This window comes from Oceanisphaera pacifica (genome assembly GCF_017498065.1).
Taxonomy (GTDB): domain Bacteria; phylum Pseudomonadota; class Gammaproteobacteria; order Enterobacterales; family Aeromonadaceae; genus Oceanimonas; species Oceanimonas pacifica.
Window position 1 is genome coordinate 13,134 of the sequence record NZ_JAGDFX010000021.1, and the last position, 16,901, is coordinate 30,034.

The following is a 16,901-nucleotide window of genomic DNA, read 5'->3' on the forward strand; positions in this document are numbered from 1 at the left end:
TTATTGACCTTGAATACGATAGCAAGGCACATAGGTCGTCCCTGGCAACTTCATGCGCGCTTGTTCAACAAACTGGTGTAATAGTTTGTCCATCATGCGCATAATGTCGGGATCGCCGTCTAATACAAAGGGCCCTTTTTCGGCAATGGCTTTAATGCCACCTTCTTTTACGTTACCGGCCACTATGCCTGAAAAAGCGCGGCGCAAGTTAGCCGCAAGTTGCTGTGGCGGTTGATTGCGGTTTAAATTTAGGCTGGCCATATTCTCGTGATTCGGAATAAAGGGCTGTTGAAACTCAGGCTCTATATGTAACGACCAGTTAAATGAGTAGGCATCGCCAACCGATTTGCGATAATCACGTACCAATGGCATGGCATTTTTGATACGTCTTGCCACTTCAGCCGGTTCATCAATAATAATTTGATACAGTGCTTGTGCATCTGGGCCTAGCGTATTGCCAATAAACTCATCCATGCTGCGAAAGTAATCGGCACTTTCAGGTGGGCCCGTTAAAATAATAGGCATGGGTTGGTTGCGATTTTCTGGGTGCATCATGATGCCGAGAATATAGAGAATTTCTTCTGCGGTGCCGACGCCTCCCGGAAACACAATAATGCCGTGGCCAATGCGCACAAAGGCTTCAAGGCGTTTTTCGATATCGGGTAAAATGACCAGCTCATTAACGATGGGGTTAGGCGGCTCGGCGGCAATAATAGAGGGTTCGGTTAACCCAATATAACGGCTGCCGCTTGCTCTTTGTTTGGCATGACCCACAGCGGCGCCTTTCATGGGGCCTTCCATGGCACCGGGGCCACAGCCGGTACAGATATTCATATCTCTTAGGCCTAACTCATTGCCTACTTCACGGGTATATTGGTACTCAGATGCTGAAATAGAATGTCCACCCCAACAGACGGCTAAGTTTGGCTCAGCACCTGGGTGTACGGTATTGGCATTGCGCAAAATAGAAAAAACAAAGTCGGTTAGGTGTTCGGTTGAGTCGTGATTGAATTGGCTATTATTCTGTAATTTACTGTTTACATAAATAATATCACGCAGCACTGAAAAAAGGTGATCTTGAATACCGCGAATAATTTCGCCATCAACAAAGGCATGACCGGGTGGGTTAAATAACTCTAGCTTTACACCACGCTCACGACGGATAACGTTAATATCAAAGTCGGTATAACGGTCGAGTATTTCTTTAGAGTTATCGGTTTGGCTGCCTGAGTTAAGCACTGCCAATGCGCAGTTGCGAAACAGCTGATAAAGGGCACCCGAGGCCGATTGTTTAAGATTGTCAACTTCAACTTGTGACAGTAAGTTCATGCTGCCAACTGGATTAATATGGGTGATCATAATCACTCCCGTGAAAGATTGTGAAGAGGTTAGTCTATGACTAGCTGATCTCGGCCTGCATGTTTGGCGCGATACAAGGCTTGGTCTGCTCGCTCTATGGCCGAATGAATGCTATCGCCTGTTTTAAACAGGGTGGCCCCTAAAGAGACGGTGATGGTCACGGAGTTTGTTTTGAATCTAAAAGGAATGCTTTTCACTTTTTCTCGTAACTTTTGTAATGGCTTATCTAAGTCTTCTTGACTGATGCCATTAAGGAGAATAATGAACTCTTCACCGCCAAAGCGAGCGATAAAATCAGTTTCTCTTAACGATTTTTTCAGGGTGCGAGCAATTAAGCGTAGTGCCTTATCGCCTGCTAAGTGGCCATATTCGTCGTTAATTTCCTTGAAGTGGTCAATATCAAGTAACACCATGCATAGTGGTTTTTCGTAACGTCGCCACTGTCTATATTCAATATCAAGCCGCTGATCCATTCCGGCTCTATTATGCACTTGGGTTAAACTGTCTATAAAGAGCTTATCATTTTGTGCATTGAGTTGCTGTTTATATTGTTCCGCTTCTTGTTTTAGTGTTTGAAGCTGTTTATCCATCTCACCCATACGTTTAAGTAGCGTTTGTTCGCGCTCCTGTAATCGTTCACTTTGAGATAAAATATGGTTAATACTGCGCATGCGCAGGTGAATGTCCGCTTTTAGTTGGTCATTCGTTTGGTTAAATAAATGTTCGCCTATGGCTCTGAGTTCACCGGCTATATGATTACCGTGGTGGGTGCGAGCTTCAAATAGCGATTGTCCTTCACTACAGGTAATGGAAAAGTGCCGGTGCACTTCTTCTAAGTGCTCATTTAGGTTCGCTAAAAAAAGGGTCGAGTTTCTACGCTCAAACCGGCAACCTTCAATGGTGAGATCAATAAGCTGGATACAAATATGAGGAAGTACATCAGGATCCACTTCTTGCTGTAGTTGTTCGCGTAACCTAGCAAGTTCTGTCGCAATGGGACCTGAAAAGTGTAAGTCATCAATTAATTGCAGTAAGCGGGAGCAGAGTTTGTGCTGGTTTTTTTGTCGCTCATCTTGTTGGGCAATGTTGCTTGCCATGCTATTAGTAAGTGCAACTTGGTAGTAATCAAGTAGTTGTATCAACTGATTTTGATGACTGGCGGCTCCTGAGCTCCAAGCCAACAAAGCTTCATTGGCTTGTGGGGGGCTAAAACCAGACTCGAGTAGCAGTGCTGAAGCTTGCTGCAATTTTTGTTGGTTATCATGTTGCAGTTGTTCTAAACGACCATGGCTGTTGCGCAACCGGTCAAGTTGTTGCGCTAATGCATTAGATAACTGTGCCTGTTGCTCTGGCTGTGTTGCAACAGAAGATGCTTGGTCGCCCGTGACCATTTTGTGCCACTGGCTGGCTAGTCTAACGACCGTTGGTGCGGGAGCCGAGAGCGCACTAGGCTGCTGTAACTCCGTTTGTACCGTTTCGAGTTGGTTAATTACGGAGGCCAGTTCTTTTAACATCTGCTTGTTGTCAAAATTAATCATTTTTCACCATCGCGGTCTAGGCAGGCAAGCTGTTTATGATATCGACATAATTTTGTCTGGAGCCAACGTATGCCAGTCTATGTGTTGTTTTTTATGAGAGCTATTTACTTTAACTAGCCCTTTTAAAATAGCTTCTATACAGCAATGGCGTATATCACCATTAAAAAAAGCGGCCTGTTGGCAGTCTACTGCCACTAGCTCCACCCAAGCTCGGTCTCCGGTTTGACTAGAAATCTGATGTGCAGCAGCCATGGCCAAGTATAAAATATCACCCAAACGCATATCATCAAGCGCGTGAGGGCTTTTAGGTAAAAATGGATGACCGATAATACCAATAGCTAAGCGCTGATCCAATTTAAATGGGCTGGAAAACTCAGCAAACATCTGCTCTAAGCTAGTAATAATATCTTGTAGTGAATTGACTTGACGCTGTGAAATAACATAAATGAACTGTCCTTCTCGTAAGTCATATAGCTGAGCTTGAGGGTGAATGCGGTTTTTTAGATGCATCCCCAGTTGCTTTTGTAGCACAGATGCATGCATCAAGCCTAAACGTTCATTAAGATCGGCCATAAAGGGAACGTGTAGCATCAGGTAATAGGTCTTATCGTTGAATGGCCGTGCTTGACCTTCATCTAAATACCATTGTTCTGAGCGAAGTTGGCTTTTAGCCATCTCTTTAGGAAGCAGCTGCATAAGCTGCCGCCAATTCGGCAGCCCTGTTCTTTGCTCTAGTAAGAGTGAACTTTGTAGTTCGCGATTCTTGTTTTGTAAACGGCGACGACGAGCATAATTATGCCACCAGCCATAAAGCAATAAGGGCGCGAGTAGAGCAAGCCCAGTCGCAAAAAAGCTAACGCGCTTTTTTTCTTGCTGTGTTTGTTCATTTACTTGGCGAAGCTGCGCCATTTCTCTTTCTTGCTGCAGTTGTTTATCACTGTCTTGCACTAAGCTTTGCGTTAGCAAGCGATTGATTCGGCTTACTTTCGCATAATATTTGTGATAAGCCTTGTGGTGTATTAATGCTTGAGTGGCATTATCACTCAGCTCAAATAATTGCGCTAATAACCGGTGAGACTCAATTAAGCGAGGGGTATTTTGCTGTGTTTCTGCCAGCGTTAATGCTTGCTTAAATTGTGCGAGAGCCAATTTATTTTTCTGTTGGGTCATATACAGTTGGCCAAGCTGTAATTGAGTATCAATTTTTCGCAATACATTATTACTACGCTCAAAGCGAGTATGGGCCAACGATAAATAATGCAGTGCTTCTGGATTGATATTTAACACCCGATAGCTATGACCTATTTCTAAATACAGCTGGGCTATATGCTCGCTATCGGCTAGGTTTTTTGCTAAATCTAGGGCGTTAAAAAAGTAGACCAGCGCTAAGCTTGCGTCACGACTGGTGCGGGTAACTTGTCCTAAATTGAGCAGTGAGCTTATTAATAAGTTGGGGTTGCCTAATAGTTCAAATTGACTAGCTGCTAAATTAGCATAATGAATGGCTTGCTCACCGGCGCCGAGCGTTGCATTAATATTAGCGGCTTTCTCTGCGGCCATGGCCTTAAGGTAATATTGTTGGTGTTGGCTCAATAAATTGAGTGTTTCAACATAGTGAGAGAGGGCCAGTTCATCTTGTTGTAGCAGTTGGTAATACTCAGCTAATAAATAATTAGCCCATGCCTGTTGCGCGGGGTGGTTATTTTCTTGGGCTTGCACTCTAATTTGTTCGAATGCTAAGCGAGCATCATCTACTCTATGCTGATGTAATAAGGTGCTGGCTTGTAGCAGTGCCAGCGCATCTTGCACCTTATTTTGACTTTGTTCGGTAACCTGTTTGGCTGCCGTATCTAGCAGCTGCTTGGCAGACTGGGTTTGCTGTTGTGCCAGTGCCAGCTTGGCTTTAATAAGCAAGCTGGTGGTGAGCATGTCCGTTTGCCGATATTCCTCTGCCAGTGCAATGGCGCGGTTAATACTGGCATCGGCAGCTAATATAACTCCTTCGTTCGCTTGGCATAAAGCTTGGAGTTGCCATGCAGCTTGGCTTTGTTCGCGGGTACGATATTGTTTGGCCATTTTTTGATGGTCAAAATCTTGTCGTGGGTTGATCAACTGTGCGGGGTCAATTTGTTTGCGCTGTAAAAAGAATTGAGTGAGGGCTGTGCATTCACTGGGTCGACTCAGCATAAGCTGATGAGCCCGTTGGAGTTCAACGGGCTCGGGTTGGTATGGTGAGAGCACAGGCGCGCCCGCCAAGTGTGAGACCAAAACGGCGACAGACAAGATCACAATAACAAATACCGGTGTAATATGTGAATGACGTACCAGTTTATCATAAGTGTTGCTTTAATGAAGACCTGCTTACGCAGCTTTCAGCGGTCAGTTAAGATAAAAAACAGTCATACGCCTTACGCGATACGCCGCACGTAAAAACTCAGTGCCGTCTTTTGTTGAGGCCTATTGATTCGGCAGGTTTGAGTTTTTTAACTGACCGTTTATAGCTGACGGCTTACCGCTACCCGAAGGGCTGTTACTGTCGCTGTAGGCGAACGTTAGCGGCTTTACCGGCGACATTGCTACGGTAGGGGTTAATGTCTAATCCGCCACGGCGTGTGTAGCGTGCGTAAACGGTCAGCTCTTTAGGCAGGCAGTGCTGCATAATATCCATAAAAATACGCTCTACACATTGTTCATGAAATTCATTGTGTTGGCGAAAAGACACCACATAACGCAGTAATATATCACGATGAATGCGTGGCCCTTGATAGCGGATCATCACGCTGCCCCAATCGGGTTGCCCAGTGACTAAGCAGTTAGATTTAAGTAAATGTGAATGCAGAGTTTCAGTCACTATGTCCGCTTCGTTGCCCTGTGTTGCCTTGCTTAAGAGGTCAGGAATGGGCTGATAGTGATCAATGCTAATATCCTGCCCGTCTATGCAGTCTCCTGGTAAAATGCCAAATTGGTTAGGGGCGGCGTTTAATTCAAAGAGTTTTACTTTAACCGTACCTTGGGCACATAAGCTTAAATCGTGTTTTAGTATGGCTTCTACTTCGTCAATACTGTCGAAACGACTTTGGTTAAAACTGTTTAAATAGAGCTTAAATGACTTAGATTCAATTAAGTGTTGGCTGGTGGCCGCCACCCTGACTTCTCCCATCGCGACTCTGGGCTTGCCTTTATTATTTAACCAAGATAATTCATACAGGTTCCATAAGTCTTCACCGGCAAAGGGTAAATCGTCGGCGTTGAGCTCCCATTCATCTCGGTTTAAATGACGAGGCACCGACTGTAGCTGACTGGCGTCGTATTCACTAACATAACTACTTTGTTTACCCAGCGATAAAGAGTCTAGCGCATTGCTGGCTTGGTATTTTTGCTCTGGTGTCATTTCAAGGTCCAGTTGATAGAATGTGGAGTTTGGGTCGATAGATCCTAGCCTTATTGTGAGACTTTAGTATGCAAGATCAAGTAGAGATAGCGCTGGCTGAGTTGTTTGCCCGTCAGTTACGGATGCGGGGTGTGCCCTTGGTTGAGCATGACGAGACATTTTCATCTCCTGCGGAGTTATTACCCGCACAAGCAGGTACTGTCGGTTGGCAAGCTTGGCAGCGCCCCGAGCCGGGTGACTTTGATAATGTGGCCCATGCGCTTGAGATGCCGGTACATGCAGATATCAGTGCCTTATTTGGGCATTACTATGCCGGCAATATAGAGGCATGTTTTAAAGGATTGTTTTTAACCTTGTTACAGCCTTGGAACGAACAAGACTTTGAACGTTTACAGCAAAACCAAATTGCGCATCAACTAATGATGAAAAAACTAAAACTAGCCGCCAGCTGGTTTTTAGCTACCTGTAAAGACGATCAAAAGCTGGTTACCCTTAATAATGCCACCGGAGAAGTGCAATTAGAGCGCTTAGGCAAAGGCTCTATCGGGGTATTAGCCCCCAATTTAGCCACGTTTTTACAACAATTAGAGCCTTGTTGAATACCATACGCGATACGCCATACGCCATACGAAAAGGCCAAACCGGTGTTTTCTTTAACGTAAAGCGATAAGTTCAGCTATCAGCTATCAGCTATCAGCTTTCAGGTAAAAAAATGGATTGCTTCGTGCCTCGCAATGACAGCGTAAGGGCAAAAGAAATGTTAAGTGTTTGTCGGTTAATTCAACATTCAAAATCCAACATTTAACATTGCTCTTGGGTCATTGCGAGGAGTGCAACGACGCGGCAATCCATTGCACAGACAGTAATAAGCTTGAAGCTAGAAGCCGGAAGTAAAAACAAAAATAAAAATGCCGCAGTGTTTTTGTTTAGTTTACCGCTTCCAGCTCTGAGCTTCCGGCTTTCTCTATGCGGTACGAAAGAACAAAACCAGTGTTTTCTTTAACGTAAAGCGATAAGTTCAGCTATCAGCTATCAGCTATCAGCTTTCAGGTAAAGAAAATGGGTTGTTTTTAAGCTTGGTGCTAGGCGCCGGGCGCTCGGCGCTGTCTTTAAACAGCTGTACGCTTTACGCTAAACGCTATACGAAAAGGCCAAACCGGTGTTTTCTTTAACGTAAAGCGGTCAGCGTTAGACGTATAGCTTTATTTTGATTTAACTGACAGCTTATAGCTGACGGCTCCCCGAAGGGGCTACTCTTTAAAATCCCAAGATAAATTAGAGACTAAACGACAGGGCTCGCATTTAAAGTCAAAAATACCGTGTATAGGCTCACTCACATGCCAAGGCTGCCCGCAACTGGGGCAGGGGCGGTGCTGCTCTGTGGCTAAACTCTCGCCACCTACTCGATATAAATAATAATAAGTTGCAGTGTGAGTTAGCGCTTCAATACGCTTGCACAGCTCTCGCCCTCGTCGACTTAAGCGACTGTTATGATTGCTGATTTCTTCTACGGCGCCGTGTTCAAGAATAGAGCCGTTCATTTGCAGTTGATCACAAGCTTCCCAATCTTCTTGCCACTTTAGTATTTTTTTAAAGTCGCCATTGGCAATGGCCGGGGTTTGATACAAAGGCACTGGCGAAAAATGCTCGCCACAGCGTAAGGGCGAGCAAGAGTGCAAGTAGGTGGTATACAACAACTGCCACTCTCGCGTAGTGCACTCATCCGTGGTGTCTGAATTAAGATCTTGGCCTTTTACGGTCGTCTTTGGGCTGGTGAGCCCAGCTTGATGGAGCTGGGTGATGGCGATTTGTACCAGGCGACTATAATGCCTGGGGTGCAAACTGTCTTGCTCTGGGCAAACCACGCGACAGACTAACCAGCCTGCATGCATGGCGGTGGGAAATTCTCGGCCGACAATTTGGCCATTGTGTCTAAGTGCATCAATAAATTGGCGAATAGCGGGCTCAGTTTGAGCCAGCGAGGTGTCTTGGTAGCAGTCAAAATGCAGTTCGCATACCCACATTAGGTGTGTGGCTCCTGTTTAGTTGTGCTTGATAACTCGGCTTGCGCTTGTTGCTGCTCTAAGCGAGCAACTTTGTGCTCTAAGCGAGCAACTTTGTGCTCTAGGGCAATAATACGCTCAATAAGGGCGCGCTCGGCTGCCTCTTTTGATGCCGATTTCGCCTCTTTAGCGGTGTCTGTCTGCAAGGGTAGGTTTTGTGGATTTTGTTTATAGCGGCTGATAACTGCCAAGAGTGTCGTTAAACTGACCGAGCTATCTAGCCGCGCTTTTACGGTGGCCGTGCTAATGGGTTTGCCTTCGCTTGCTAGGCTATGAATGGCATTAATAATGGCTTGCTCAGGCATTACAGCGTTGGCCTTATCTTAGACTGGTGTTGAGTTGGTCGATAACTTCTGCCCAATCAGAGTCTTCTTGCAAGCCTTCTTCTAAAAAGTTGGCTTGGGCTTCACTCCAAAAGGGCGCTTCTATGAGTTCGACATTAGCAGGAAGCTGATGAGTGGCAATAAAGTCTTTAATTGCTTCATTGCTGGCGTCTAGCCCTAACTGTTCAAATAAATGGTGAAATGGGTGATGTGTGGGCTCCATCATATTAATTTCTCCTTAAGCGATAAATAAAAGAGGTAAGGCCTACTTTTTTACAGACTGACTTTAAGAATAGTTAATGACTATATTGCTTAGCGTTCTGTAAAAAGGCACCACCTTAAAATAAGGTTAACAAGGTTTTACCTTAATGCATACTGGGTGACTCTCGCAACACAGGAATACAAACATCTAATACGGTTAATTGCTGTAACCATAATTTTCCCTCATCTTGTTGCAGGCCATCGTGGCTAAACTCAAAGCGAAATTGGGCGATGAGGCGGCCTTTTTGCCATTGATAGCGATACCGATACACGCTTAATAATTGAAATTGTTGCTGGCGGCAATAACGCTCTAACCAGTGGCGAGCAAATTCACTCTGGCGGCGAATTTGCCAATAACCGGCACCCAGTGCACACAGGGCAAGTATCCCAAGTAACTCGACCATTATCTGACGCCGGTAAATAAGCTGCCTAGCGCACGCTTTAGGTGAGGGGGTAAGTCGTTATTATGCAAGTTGCCTAAAATAAGCGGGCGTAATGCCGGTATCGACACTAATTCGGCAAATAACCCATTAAACAGCTCACTATGCAGTTCGGCTAATTGCGCTAAATAAGTGATTAAGACGGTTTCATCTGCGAGGTCTTGCCATAATCTGGCCGCTAGGCTCAACATCACTGGCTGACTGGGGTTGAGTGCTAATAAGCTAGCCACTTTTTGCTGGCGCTCAGCGCATTTTGGGCTGCCTGCGGTGGCACGCAATAATTGAGCAATACGCTCTTGGTTGGGCGCTGCGTGTTCGAGCTCGCTATTTATGGCATTTAATAAAAGATGAGTTAGCGGCTCGGGTAATGGCTGATGCTCACATTGAGTGAGTAGGGCATCTTTTACCTGAGTGGGCAGGGTTAGCAATTGCGATGCCAGTAATTGGCTTAATTCGGTATTTTGATGCAAACGCGCAGCAAGATCAGCAATGCCTTGTAAGCCCAATTGTTGCCAGTCTTGTTGTTTGGGATCTTGAAGGTACTCGCACACACCATTAAAAAAGGCGGAGGCTGGCAAGTTTAGCGACAAGCCTAAGCGAGCATGAAAGGCGGCTAGCTTGTCGGGTGACGGCTGAAAAGTGAAGGGCGTTTGTGCTAAGCGTTGCTGTTGTTCATCACTGAGCTCGGCGCTTACATCTTGGCCAAGTTGTTCTACTAGGGCGGCTAAAAAGTGCTTAACGGCGCCATTATTAAATAAACCACGCTCATCTAGGGGTAATTTAAGAAACCACACATAAGGCTGCGCTTGCCCTTGTGATTGCCAATAGCACACTGCTAACCAGGCATGGTGCTGCAATGGCCAAGGGTAGGGTCTTTGATTGGCTTCTATGGCGGCAAAGTCGTCATTAGACAGCGGTTGTAGGCGACGGCCCAGATCGTACAGGCGAAACTCTGTGCCCGCCTGCGCTAAAAATTCACTTAAGGTATCTATTTGCATCTATTACTCCTATTGCACTGGGGCTGATTATAGGGAGTCATGGCTCAAGATGGTATACTTGCCGCCTGTTTTAAAGGAGTCAACCTATGTCAGCTGATGCACAGCGCTGCTTGTCTGCAATTGTCGATGAATTAAAGGCGTTATCTTGGTGGCAAACAGAGCCGCCCAGTGCGGCGGCCTTATCCAGTAGCCAGCCGTTTTGTATTGATACCCTCACTTTTGCCCAATGGTTGCAGTTTGTGTTAATTGCCCGCTTACAGGCCATGCTAGAGAGCGGTGCGCCGCTACCTCAGCAAATTTCTGTTTACCCTATGGCCACTGAAAGCTTTAAGTCGGTGGCTGAAAATACGCAGGCGCTAGAAGAAGCCATTGCGCAATTGGATGAATGCTTATCGGGGCTGCCTGTGGTGCGTGAGGCATGAGTGTTGACATTATTTATGAAGATGAACACTTGGTGGCCATTAATAAAGACGCAGGCTTATTAGTGCATCGCAGTTGGCTAGATAAAGGAGAAACCCGCTTTGCCATGCAGCTGACTCGCGATGCCGTGGGGTGTCATGTGTTTCCGGTGCACCGATTAGATAGGCCCACGTCTGGGGTATTATTATTTGCCAAAAGTTCAGCGGTGGCCCGCAGCCTCACCGAGGCTTTTACGGATCATCAGGTTGATAAGCAATACTTAGCCGTGGTGCGCGGTTTTATGCCGGCGCAAGGCACAGTCGATTATGCGCTGAGTTTTCAACCCGACGCCATTGCTGATAAGTTTGCCGATAAAGATAAACCGGCACAAGAGGCCGTTACCCATTGGCAGAGTGAGGCTAACATTGAGTTGCCGTTTGCGGTGTCAAAAAAGCATGCTACCAGTCGCTATAGTTTGGTGACCTTAGTGCCAGAAACGGGACGCAAACATCAATTACGCCGACATATGGCGCATTTGTTTCACCCTATAGTGGGAGACACCAGCCACGGTGATGGCCGACATAATCGATTTTTTCGTGAACAATATGACTGCCATCGCATGATGTTGCATGCGAATCAGTTATCATTTATGCATCCCGTCACCCAAGCACCTTTACAGCTTAATGCAAACTTAGATGCCGACTGGCAACATATAATGACAGAGTTTAATTGGTCGCAGATAGCGGTAAAGCACAATATTGTTAAGGAGTGAGTATGGCAGCTGTTGATATTATAGTAGGCACGGTTTATGGCTCAGCATTTTTAGTCGCTGAAACCTTAGAAGAAGCGCTGGTGAGTGCTGGGCATCAGGTGGAGTTACACGAAGAAGCGGAGCTGGCTGATTTAGATACTAGCCATTTTTGGTTATGGGTCACCTCTACCACTGGGCAGGGGGAATTGCCGCCTAATTTATTACCCTTATTTGAAGAGTTACGGGAAACCTGTCCGCCTATGCCTGAGTTACGTTATGCACAAGTGACCTTAGGTGATAGCAGTTACGATCATTATTGTGGCGCGGGTGCTTTGTTAAAAGCCCAGCTGGATGAGTTACAGGCGGTGGCGGTGACTGATGAGTTACAAGTGGATGCCAGTGAAACGATGGATCCTGAAGAGCCAGCATTAGCCTGGCTAACCGGCTGGATGGATAAAATTTAAAAAATAGCGCCCAGCACCAAGCTTAAAGGTAAAATACTTTTGCAACGGAACCCACGGAAAAATAGAGATAAGATCTGAACAAGACTTTTCTATTGTAAAGTGAAAGACATGCCGTATTGCGGTTGAGCTAGAGCCGACTTAAATATTAAAAAAGCACCGAACCTTTAGGTTCGGTGCTTTTCTATTTTTATCTTACGGCTGACAGCTTTAAGCTATGTTTTAAAGCATTTCTTTGCGCAGTTGTGCCGGGGTTTTAGGTGACAATAAGCCTGGGGCTATGTCAAACACGGTTCTGGCACCGGTTTCGCCATTTTGGGTTAGCTTGTGTACGGCGCGGGCGTAAGCCACTAGTACGCTGGCGGTAAACTCTGGGTTACTGCCAAGCTTAAGAGAAAACTCCAGTACTTGACTGGTGTTATCAGCGCCGCTTTCGCCGCTGCGGATCACAAAGCCACCGTGGGGCATGCTGCTGTGCTCGGCTTCAAAGGTTTGCTGATCAATAAAGTTAACTGTGGTGTCGTAGTCTGCAAAGTAATCAGGCATGGTGACTATGGTGTTGCGCACTGTATCGGCATCGGCACCGTCGGCTAATACAATAAAGCACTCGCGGGTGTGCTTTTCACGAGTTTCTAACTGTGGAAGCTCACCATTGCGCACTCGTGCCATGGCAGATTCTGATGGCAAGGTATATTGCACGCCCGATTTTACACCTTCAATACGGCGTACAGCGTCAGAGTGACCTTGGCTTAGACCTTTACCCCAAAAGGTATAGGTTTCGCCTTGGGGCAAAATGGCTTCGCCAAACAGGCGGTTTAATGAAAATAAGCCCGGATCCCAGCCCACCGATAATAAGGCCAGCTTGCCTGCTTTTTGTGCCGGAGTATCAAGGGCACTAAAGTACTCAGGAATTTTAGCGTGAGTGTCAAAGCTGTCGACAATATTGAACAGGCTAGCTAGATAAGGGCCTTGCTCTGGCAAGTCGGACTTAGAGCCGCCACACAAGATCAGTACGTCAATGTCATTTTGATACTGTTCAATATCATCCATTGAATAGACTGGAACTGTGCTATCGATTAGTGAGACGCTGGCCGGATCTCGGCGGCTAAATACGCCTACTAAACGCATGTCTGGGCTCTTCTTAATAGCAGCTTCTGTGCCGCGACCCAGGTTGCCGTAGCCGGCAATGGCGATTCTTATTTGTGTCATCAGTATGCCTTTTGTTGAGCTGTACTGGCGAACCAGTCAGCATTCGTATGTATTTGCGTCAGTGACAAATGCTACAAATGCAGAGTGAACTCGATGAATATCAGGCAACGATGCGCAGCTAGTTACATTTCCATTGCTAAATAAACGGGAACAGTACGAAAACTGCGCGTCTTGGCCTATCGGCTGCATTTGTAACGGCCAATTAACTTAAACCATTTTTGTCTTGGGATCCACGAAACTCGTGACGGGTGACAATATTTTAATAAAAAAATGGCTATTTTTGCTTAGTAAATAGGCGGTTGATGCGAGCAAGCTTTACTTTTTGCGATTACTTAGGCTTGTCCGTGCTGCGAATGCCCCCAGCCTCAATTACGATATGCCCCTGCTTATATAAGCCGCCAATGGCTTTTTTAAAGGTACCTTTACTGATGCCAAACATGCGAAAAATGGTATCGGGGTCGGTTTTATCATTCACCTGCATGCTGCCACCAGCGCGCACGAGTTTATCGAGCACGGCTTGTGCGGCATCGTCTATTTTGCCAGGGCCGGGTTTAAAGAGTGTTAGATCTATTTTTCCGTCGTCACGCACACGCTTCACATAGCCTTTGGTTTGCAGACCCATAGGCACGCGGCCTGAAATGTCTGAGCGAAATAATAACCCCCAATATTGCCCATCAACCACGGCTTTAAAACCTAACTGGGTATGCTCGGCCACCAGCAAGTCGACTTCGTCTCCGGCTCGATAGCGAGGCAACTCTCTGCTTAAAAAGCGATCTAACTTACTGCTGGCCACCATGCGCCCTTCGTGATCAAGGTAAAGATGAACCACATAATGACGACCTGCTTCCATGGGTTTAGCTTGGTTGCGTTCGGGCACAAAAATATCTTTTTTCATTCCCCAATCAAGAAAGGCACCTAAGCGGTTGGCGGTGACGACTTTAAGCGCTGCAAACTGATGAACTTTTGCTTTAGGGGTGTCTGTGGTGATCACCGGCTCTTGGTCTGAGTCGAGGTAAATAAAAACCGGTATCTCATCGCCTGGCTGACAATGGCTTGGTAACTGGCGACGCGGTAAAAAGGCGTCGCCATATTCTCCGGCATCTAACCAGCCGCCTTTGTCGTCTAATCGTAAAAGGGGAAGGGTATTATTATCGCCAAGCTTGATCATGAGTATTACCAGAGTTACAAAAATACGATTTTAGCCCGAGCGTGCCATAAAGGCTACAGCAGCAACAGGCTTTCGTTACCGAGCTCCAGCGAAATAAAAGTGATAGTAATAAAAAGTTAATCTTTTAAATTCAACTGATTAACCAGTGTGATGCGATAGGCGTAACTGACTTTTTTAGTATTTTTGTTATTGAAAATACTGCTACACTCGCCAAAGTGATCATATAAAGGTGAGCGAATGAGCTGGGGTTGATGGCATTCAGACATTAACTGACCCACCTTGGCTATAGGGAGCATGTTGGCCATGATGAACTCAGAACAAATCACCATTGTTATTATTTTGCTAAGCACAGTGCTGATGTTTCTGTGGGGGCGCTGGCGCCACGATATGGTAGCCGCAGGCGCCTTATTAGCGTGTATATTGACCGGATTGGTGCCGGCTGATATTGCCTTTGATGGCTTTAGTCATCCCGCCGTGGTTACCGTGGCTTGTGTATTAGTGCTAAGTAAAGGCTTACAAAGCTCGGGGGCGGTGGATGTATTAACCCGCAAGTTAATTCCTGCTAATGGGGGCATCACTTTATCCATTGCCGCCTTAACGGCATTGGGCGCTTTGTTATCTGCTTTTATGAATAATGTGGGTGCCTTGGCATTACTGATGCCGGTGGCGGTACAAATGGCGCGCCGTAAGCAAATTGCGACCGGTAAAGTCCTGATGCCTTTGTCGTTTGGCACCATATTAGGTGGCATGAGTACCCTAATTGGTACGCCGCCTAACTTAATTGTATCCAGTTTTCGCCAAGCCAGTGGCGAGGGCATGTTTGGCATGTTTGATTTTACGCCCGTGGGGTTTGTGGTGGCTGCGGTGGGTGTAAGCTTTGTGGTATTAATTGGCTGGCGCTTAGTGCCTGGGCGCAAGCAATCGGGGACGGATCGTTTTGATTCGGGCGCCTATATTACTGAGGCGCGGGTGCCAGAAGGCTGTAAGGCCGAAGGCATGACACTGGGCGATATAGAGAAAGCATTAGTAGAGGCAGATGCACAAGTATTGGGCTTGGTACGCAATGAGGTTAGGGTGACCCCGCCCAGCCCTCGGCGACGGACCCGCGCTGGAGATATTTTAATGCTGGAGGCGGAAGCTGAAACCTTATCGAGTGCCTTAACCAGCTTAGGATTAAAACTAGAAGAAGCCAAAACCACCCGCGATGAAAAAGAGAAAGAAAAAGCCAAAGAGGGTGAGAAGAGTAAAGACAGCAACAAAAGCAAAGAGGGCGCTAAAGAAAAGCGCCACCCCAGCAAAGCGAATGAAACGGCTCAAGTAAAAAAAGCCGAAAAAACCGATAAATCAGATGATAATACAGACTCGTTTGATGAAGTGGTATTGATGGAGCTGGTTATCTTGCCAAGTTCTGGGTTACTGGGGCGTACCGCCGCTGGCATTCAGCTAAGAACCCGTTATGGGGTTAATTTACTGGCGCTTTCTCGACAAGGTAAGCGCTCTTCTAAACGGCTACGAGCTCAAGCTTTTCGAGCCGGTGACTTATTAATGATGCAAGGAGGGCCAGAAGCCATTGCGGAATTTGCCTCTAGCACTGGCTGTGTCCCCTTAGCCGAGCGCGAGCTGCGGATCCCGAATAAACGCATGGCCTTGTTGGCCACTGTGATCATGGCGGTGTCGGTGGGGGCAGCGGCCCTTGGTTTATTACCTGCGGCTGTGTCGTTTGCCGCTGGGGTGTTAATGTCGATGGTGGTGCGCACCGTACCCCCACGCTCTGTATATGGCGCTATCGACTGGCCTGTAATTGTCTTGCTCGGTGCCTTAATCCCAGTGGCACAAGCGATGGAGTCCACTGGTACGGCTGAGCTTATCGCCAATTTGCTATTAAACGGCATTGCTCAGGGGCATGCCACTATTGCCTTGGTGCTGATTTTAGTGGTCACCATGAACCTGTCAGATTTAATGAACAATGCCGCTACCGCCGCTGTTATGTGCCCGATTGCGATTGGTACTGCTAATCAGCTAGGCGTGAGCATAGATCCCTTTTTAATGGCGGTGGCCATTGGCGGCTCTTGTGCGTTTTTAACCCCCATTGGTCATCAGAATAATACACTGATATTAGGCCCCGGCGGCTTTCGCTTTGGCGATTATTGGCGACTCGGGCTACCGTTAGATATTTTGGTGATCTTGGTGACTATCCCCATGTTACTCTGGGTTTGGCCTTTGTGATGTATTGATGTGATGTAATGCTAGGAGTCAAATATGCAGAACGAATTAGACAATATGGTGGTATTAGAAGTTTTTGATAAAATTCGTCGCTTTGGCGAGCCTTATCAAGAAGGCCACCGCTTAGATGGCATTATTGCCAGCAGTGACTTTGATGGTTATACCGTAGTGTTATCCGGCAGCGGCGTCACTTTGCAGCTTAACTTTCACCAAAGTTATGAGTTTGACTACAGCAGTGAAAAGTTAAAAACGCAGTTTATGGATAAAATTGACTATATCCATCGCCACTACAACGATCGCGAATAGCTTAATCAGGT

18 protein-coding genes are annotated in these 16,901 nt (G+C 46.5%); 6 read left to right on the plus strand and 12 right to left on the minus strand.

Going from position 1 to position 16,901, the window contains the following annotated elements; all coding sequences use genetic code 11:
• The 4 genes from ppnN to queF form a co-directional block, all read right to left on the minus strand.
• A complete protein-coding gene (gene ppnN / locus J3U76_RS13315) occupies nucleotides 1-1,359 on the minus strand; it encodes a nucleotide 5'-monophosphate nucleosidase PpnN (protein WP_208006462.1) in 1,359 nt (452 codons plus the stop codon).
• 29 nt (nucleotides 1,360-1,388) lie between these two features.
• On the minus strand, nucleotides 1,389-2,897 hold the full coding sequence (locus J3U76_RS13320) for a GGDEF domain-containing protein (protein ID WP_208006463.1): 1,509 nt from the start codon (nucleotides 2,895-2,897) through the stop codon (nucleotides 1,389-1,391).
• Between the two features lie 33 nt (nucleotides 2,898-2,930).
• The gene (locus J3U76_RS13325) at nucleotides 2,931-5,084 is read right to left on the minus strand and encodes a nucleotidyl cyclase domain-containing protein (RefSeq protein WP_243454264.1); all 2,154 of its coding nucleotides are present in this window, start codon (nucleotides 5,082-5,084) and stop codon (nucleotides 2,931-2,933) included.
• 343 nt (nucleotides 5,085-5,427) lie between these two features.
• Nucleotides 5,428-6,288 (minus strand): NADPH-dependent 7-cyano-7-deazaguanine reductase QueF, encoded by an 861-nt coding sequence (gene queF, locus J3U76_RS13330; protein WP_208006465.1) that lies wholly within the window; start codon nucleotides 6,286-6,288, stop codon nucleotides 5,428-5,430.
• Nucleotides 6,289-6,356: 68 nt separating this feature from the next.
• On the opposite strand from queF, the gene syd reads away from it, so the two are divergent.
• A complete protein-coding gene (gene syd / locus J3U76_RS13335) occupies nucleotides 6,357-6,887 on the plus strand; it encodes a SecY-interacting protein (RefSeq protein ID WP_208006466.1) in 531 nt (176 codons plus the stop codon).
• A gap of 651 nt (nucleotides 6,888-7,538) precedes the next feature.
• Here the strand turns inward: syd and J3U76_RS13340 are convergent.
• The 5 genes from J3U76_RS13340 to J3U76_RS13360 all read right to left on the minus strand — a co-directional run bounded on the left by J3U76_RS13340 (nucleotide 7,539) and on the right by J3U76_RS13360 (nucleotide 10,373).
• Nucleotides 7,539-8,312 (minus strand): Zn-ribbon-containing protein, encoded by a 774-nt coding sequence (locus J3U76_RS13340; protein ID WP_208006467.1) that lies wholly within the window; start codon nucleotides 8,310-8,312, stop codon nucleotides 7,539-7,541.
• Nucleotides 8,312-8,656 carry a hypothetical protein gene (locus tag J3U76_RS13345; RefSeq protein WP_208006468.1) on the minus strand — a complete coding sequence of 115 codons (345 nt, stop codon included), beginning with the start codon at nucleotides 8,654-8,656 and terminating at the stop codon, nucleotides 8,312-8,314. The genes J3U76_RS13340 and J3U76_RS13345 overlap by 1 nt, the downstream gene beginning before the upstream one ends.
• Nucleotides 8,657-8,669: 13 nt before the next feature.
• Nucleotides 8,670-8,900 (minus strand): DUF2789 domain-containing protein, encoded by a 231-nt coding sequence (locus J3U76_RS13350; protein WP_481130287.1) that lies wholly within the window; start codon nucleotides 8,898-8,900, stop codon nucleotides 8,670-8,672.
• A 139-nt stretch (nucleotides 8,901-9,039) separates the two neighbouring features.
• A complete protein-coding gene (locus tag J3U76_RS13355) occupies nucleotides 9,040-9,339 on the minus strand; it encodes a DUF3301 domain-containing protein (protein WP_208006469.1) in 300 nt (99 codons plus the stop codon).
• Nucleotides 9,339-10,373: a DUF3549 family protein gene (locus J3U76_RS13360; RefSeq protein ID WP_208006470.1), complete on the minus strand. Its 1,035-nt coding sequence runs from the start codon at nucleotides 10,371-10,373 to the stop codon at nucleotides 9,339-9,341. Before J3U76_RS13360 ends, J3U76_RS13355 begins: the two co-directional genes overlap by 1 nt.
• Nucleotides 10,374-10,459: 86 nt before the next feature.
• Here J3U76_RS13360 and J3U76_RS13365 point away from each other — a divergent pair, with 86 nt between their 5' ends.
• From J3U76_RS13365 to J3U76_RS13375, 3 genes are read left to right on the plus strand one after another with little or no spacing between them, the layout of a single operon-like run.
• Entirely contained in the window at nucleotides 10,460-10,795 is a 336-nt protein-coding gene (locus tag J3U76_RS13365) for a YqcC family protein (protein WP_208006471.1), read from the plus strand.
• Entirely contained in the window at nucleotides 10,792-11,544 is a 753-nt protein-coding gene (gene truC / locus J3U76_RS13370) for a tRNA pseudouridine(65) synthase TruC (RefSeq protein WP_208006472.1), read from the plus strand. The genes J3U76_RS13365 and truC overlap by 4 nt, the downstream gene beginning before the upstream one ends.
• 2 nt (nucleotides 11,545-11,546) lie before the next feature.
• On the plus strand, nucleotides 11,547-11,987 hold the full coding sequence (locus tag J3U76_RS13375; protein ID WP_208006473.1) for a flavodoxin: 441 nt from the start codon (nucleotides 11,547-11,549) through the stop codon (nucleotides 11,985-11,987).
• 219 nt (nucleotides 11,988-12,206) lie between these two features.
• Here J3U76_RS13375 and J3U76_RS13380 read toward each other — a convergent pair whose 3' ends face one another.
• The 3 genes from J3U76_RS13380 to J3U76_RS13390 all read right to left on the minus strand — a co-directional run bounded on the left by J3U76_RS13380 (nucleotide 12,207) and on the right by J3U76_RS13390 (nucleotide 14,666).
• The gene (locus J3U76_RS13380) at nucleotides 12,207-13,193 is read right to left on the minus strand and encodes a diaminopimelate dehydrogenase (protein ID WP_208006474.1); all 987 of its coding nucleotides are present in this window, start codon (nucleotides 13,191-13,193) and stop codon (nucleotides 12,207-12,209) included.
• A 328-nt stretch (nucleotides 13,194-13,521) separates the two neighbouring features.
• Nucleotides 13,522-14,361: a CvfB family protein gene (locus J3U76_RS13385; RefSeq protein ID WP_208006475.1), complete on the minus strand. Its 840-nt coding sequence runs from the start codon at nucleotides 14,359-14,361 to the stop codon at nucleotides 13,522-13,524.
• A gap of 116 nt (nucleotides 14,362-14,477) precedes the next feature.
• The gene (locus tag J3U76_RS13390) at nucleotides 14,478-14,666 is read right to left on the minus strand and encodes a hypothetical protein (protein ID WP_208006476.1); all 189 of its coding nucleotides are present in this window, start codon (nucleotides 14,664-14,666) and stop codon (nucleotides 14,478-14,480) included.
• Between J3U76_RS13390 and J3U76_RS13395 the strand changes: the two genes are divergently transcribed.
• Together J3U76_RS13395 and J3U76_RS13400 are read left to right on the plus strand one after the other, a co-directional pair.
• A complete protein-coding gene (locus tag J3U76_RS13395; RefSeq protein ID WP_243454265.1) occupies nucleotides 14,665-16,587 on the plus strand; it encodes an SLC13 family permease in 1,923 nt (640 codons plus the stop codon). The two genes, J3U76_RS13390 and J3U76_RS13395, sit on opposite strands and share 2 nt — an antisense overlap.
• 33 nt (nucleotides 16,588-16,620) lie before the next feature.
• Nucleotides 16,621-16,890: a DUF3081 family protein gene (locus tag J3U76_RS13400; RefSeq protein ID WP_208006477.1), complete on the plus strand. Its 270-nt coding sequence runs from the start codon at nucleotides 16,621-16,623 to the stop codon at nucleotides 16,888-16,890.
• The last annotated feature ends 11 nt before the right edge of the window (nucleotides 16,891-16,901 follow it).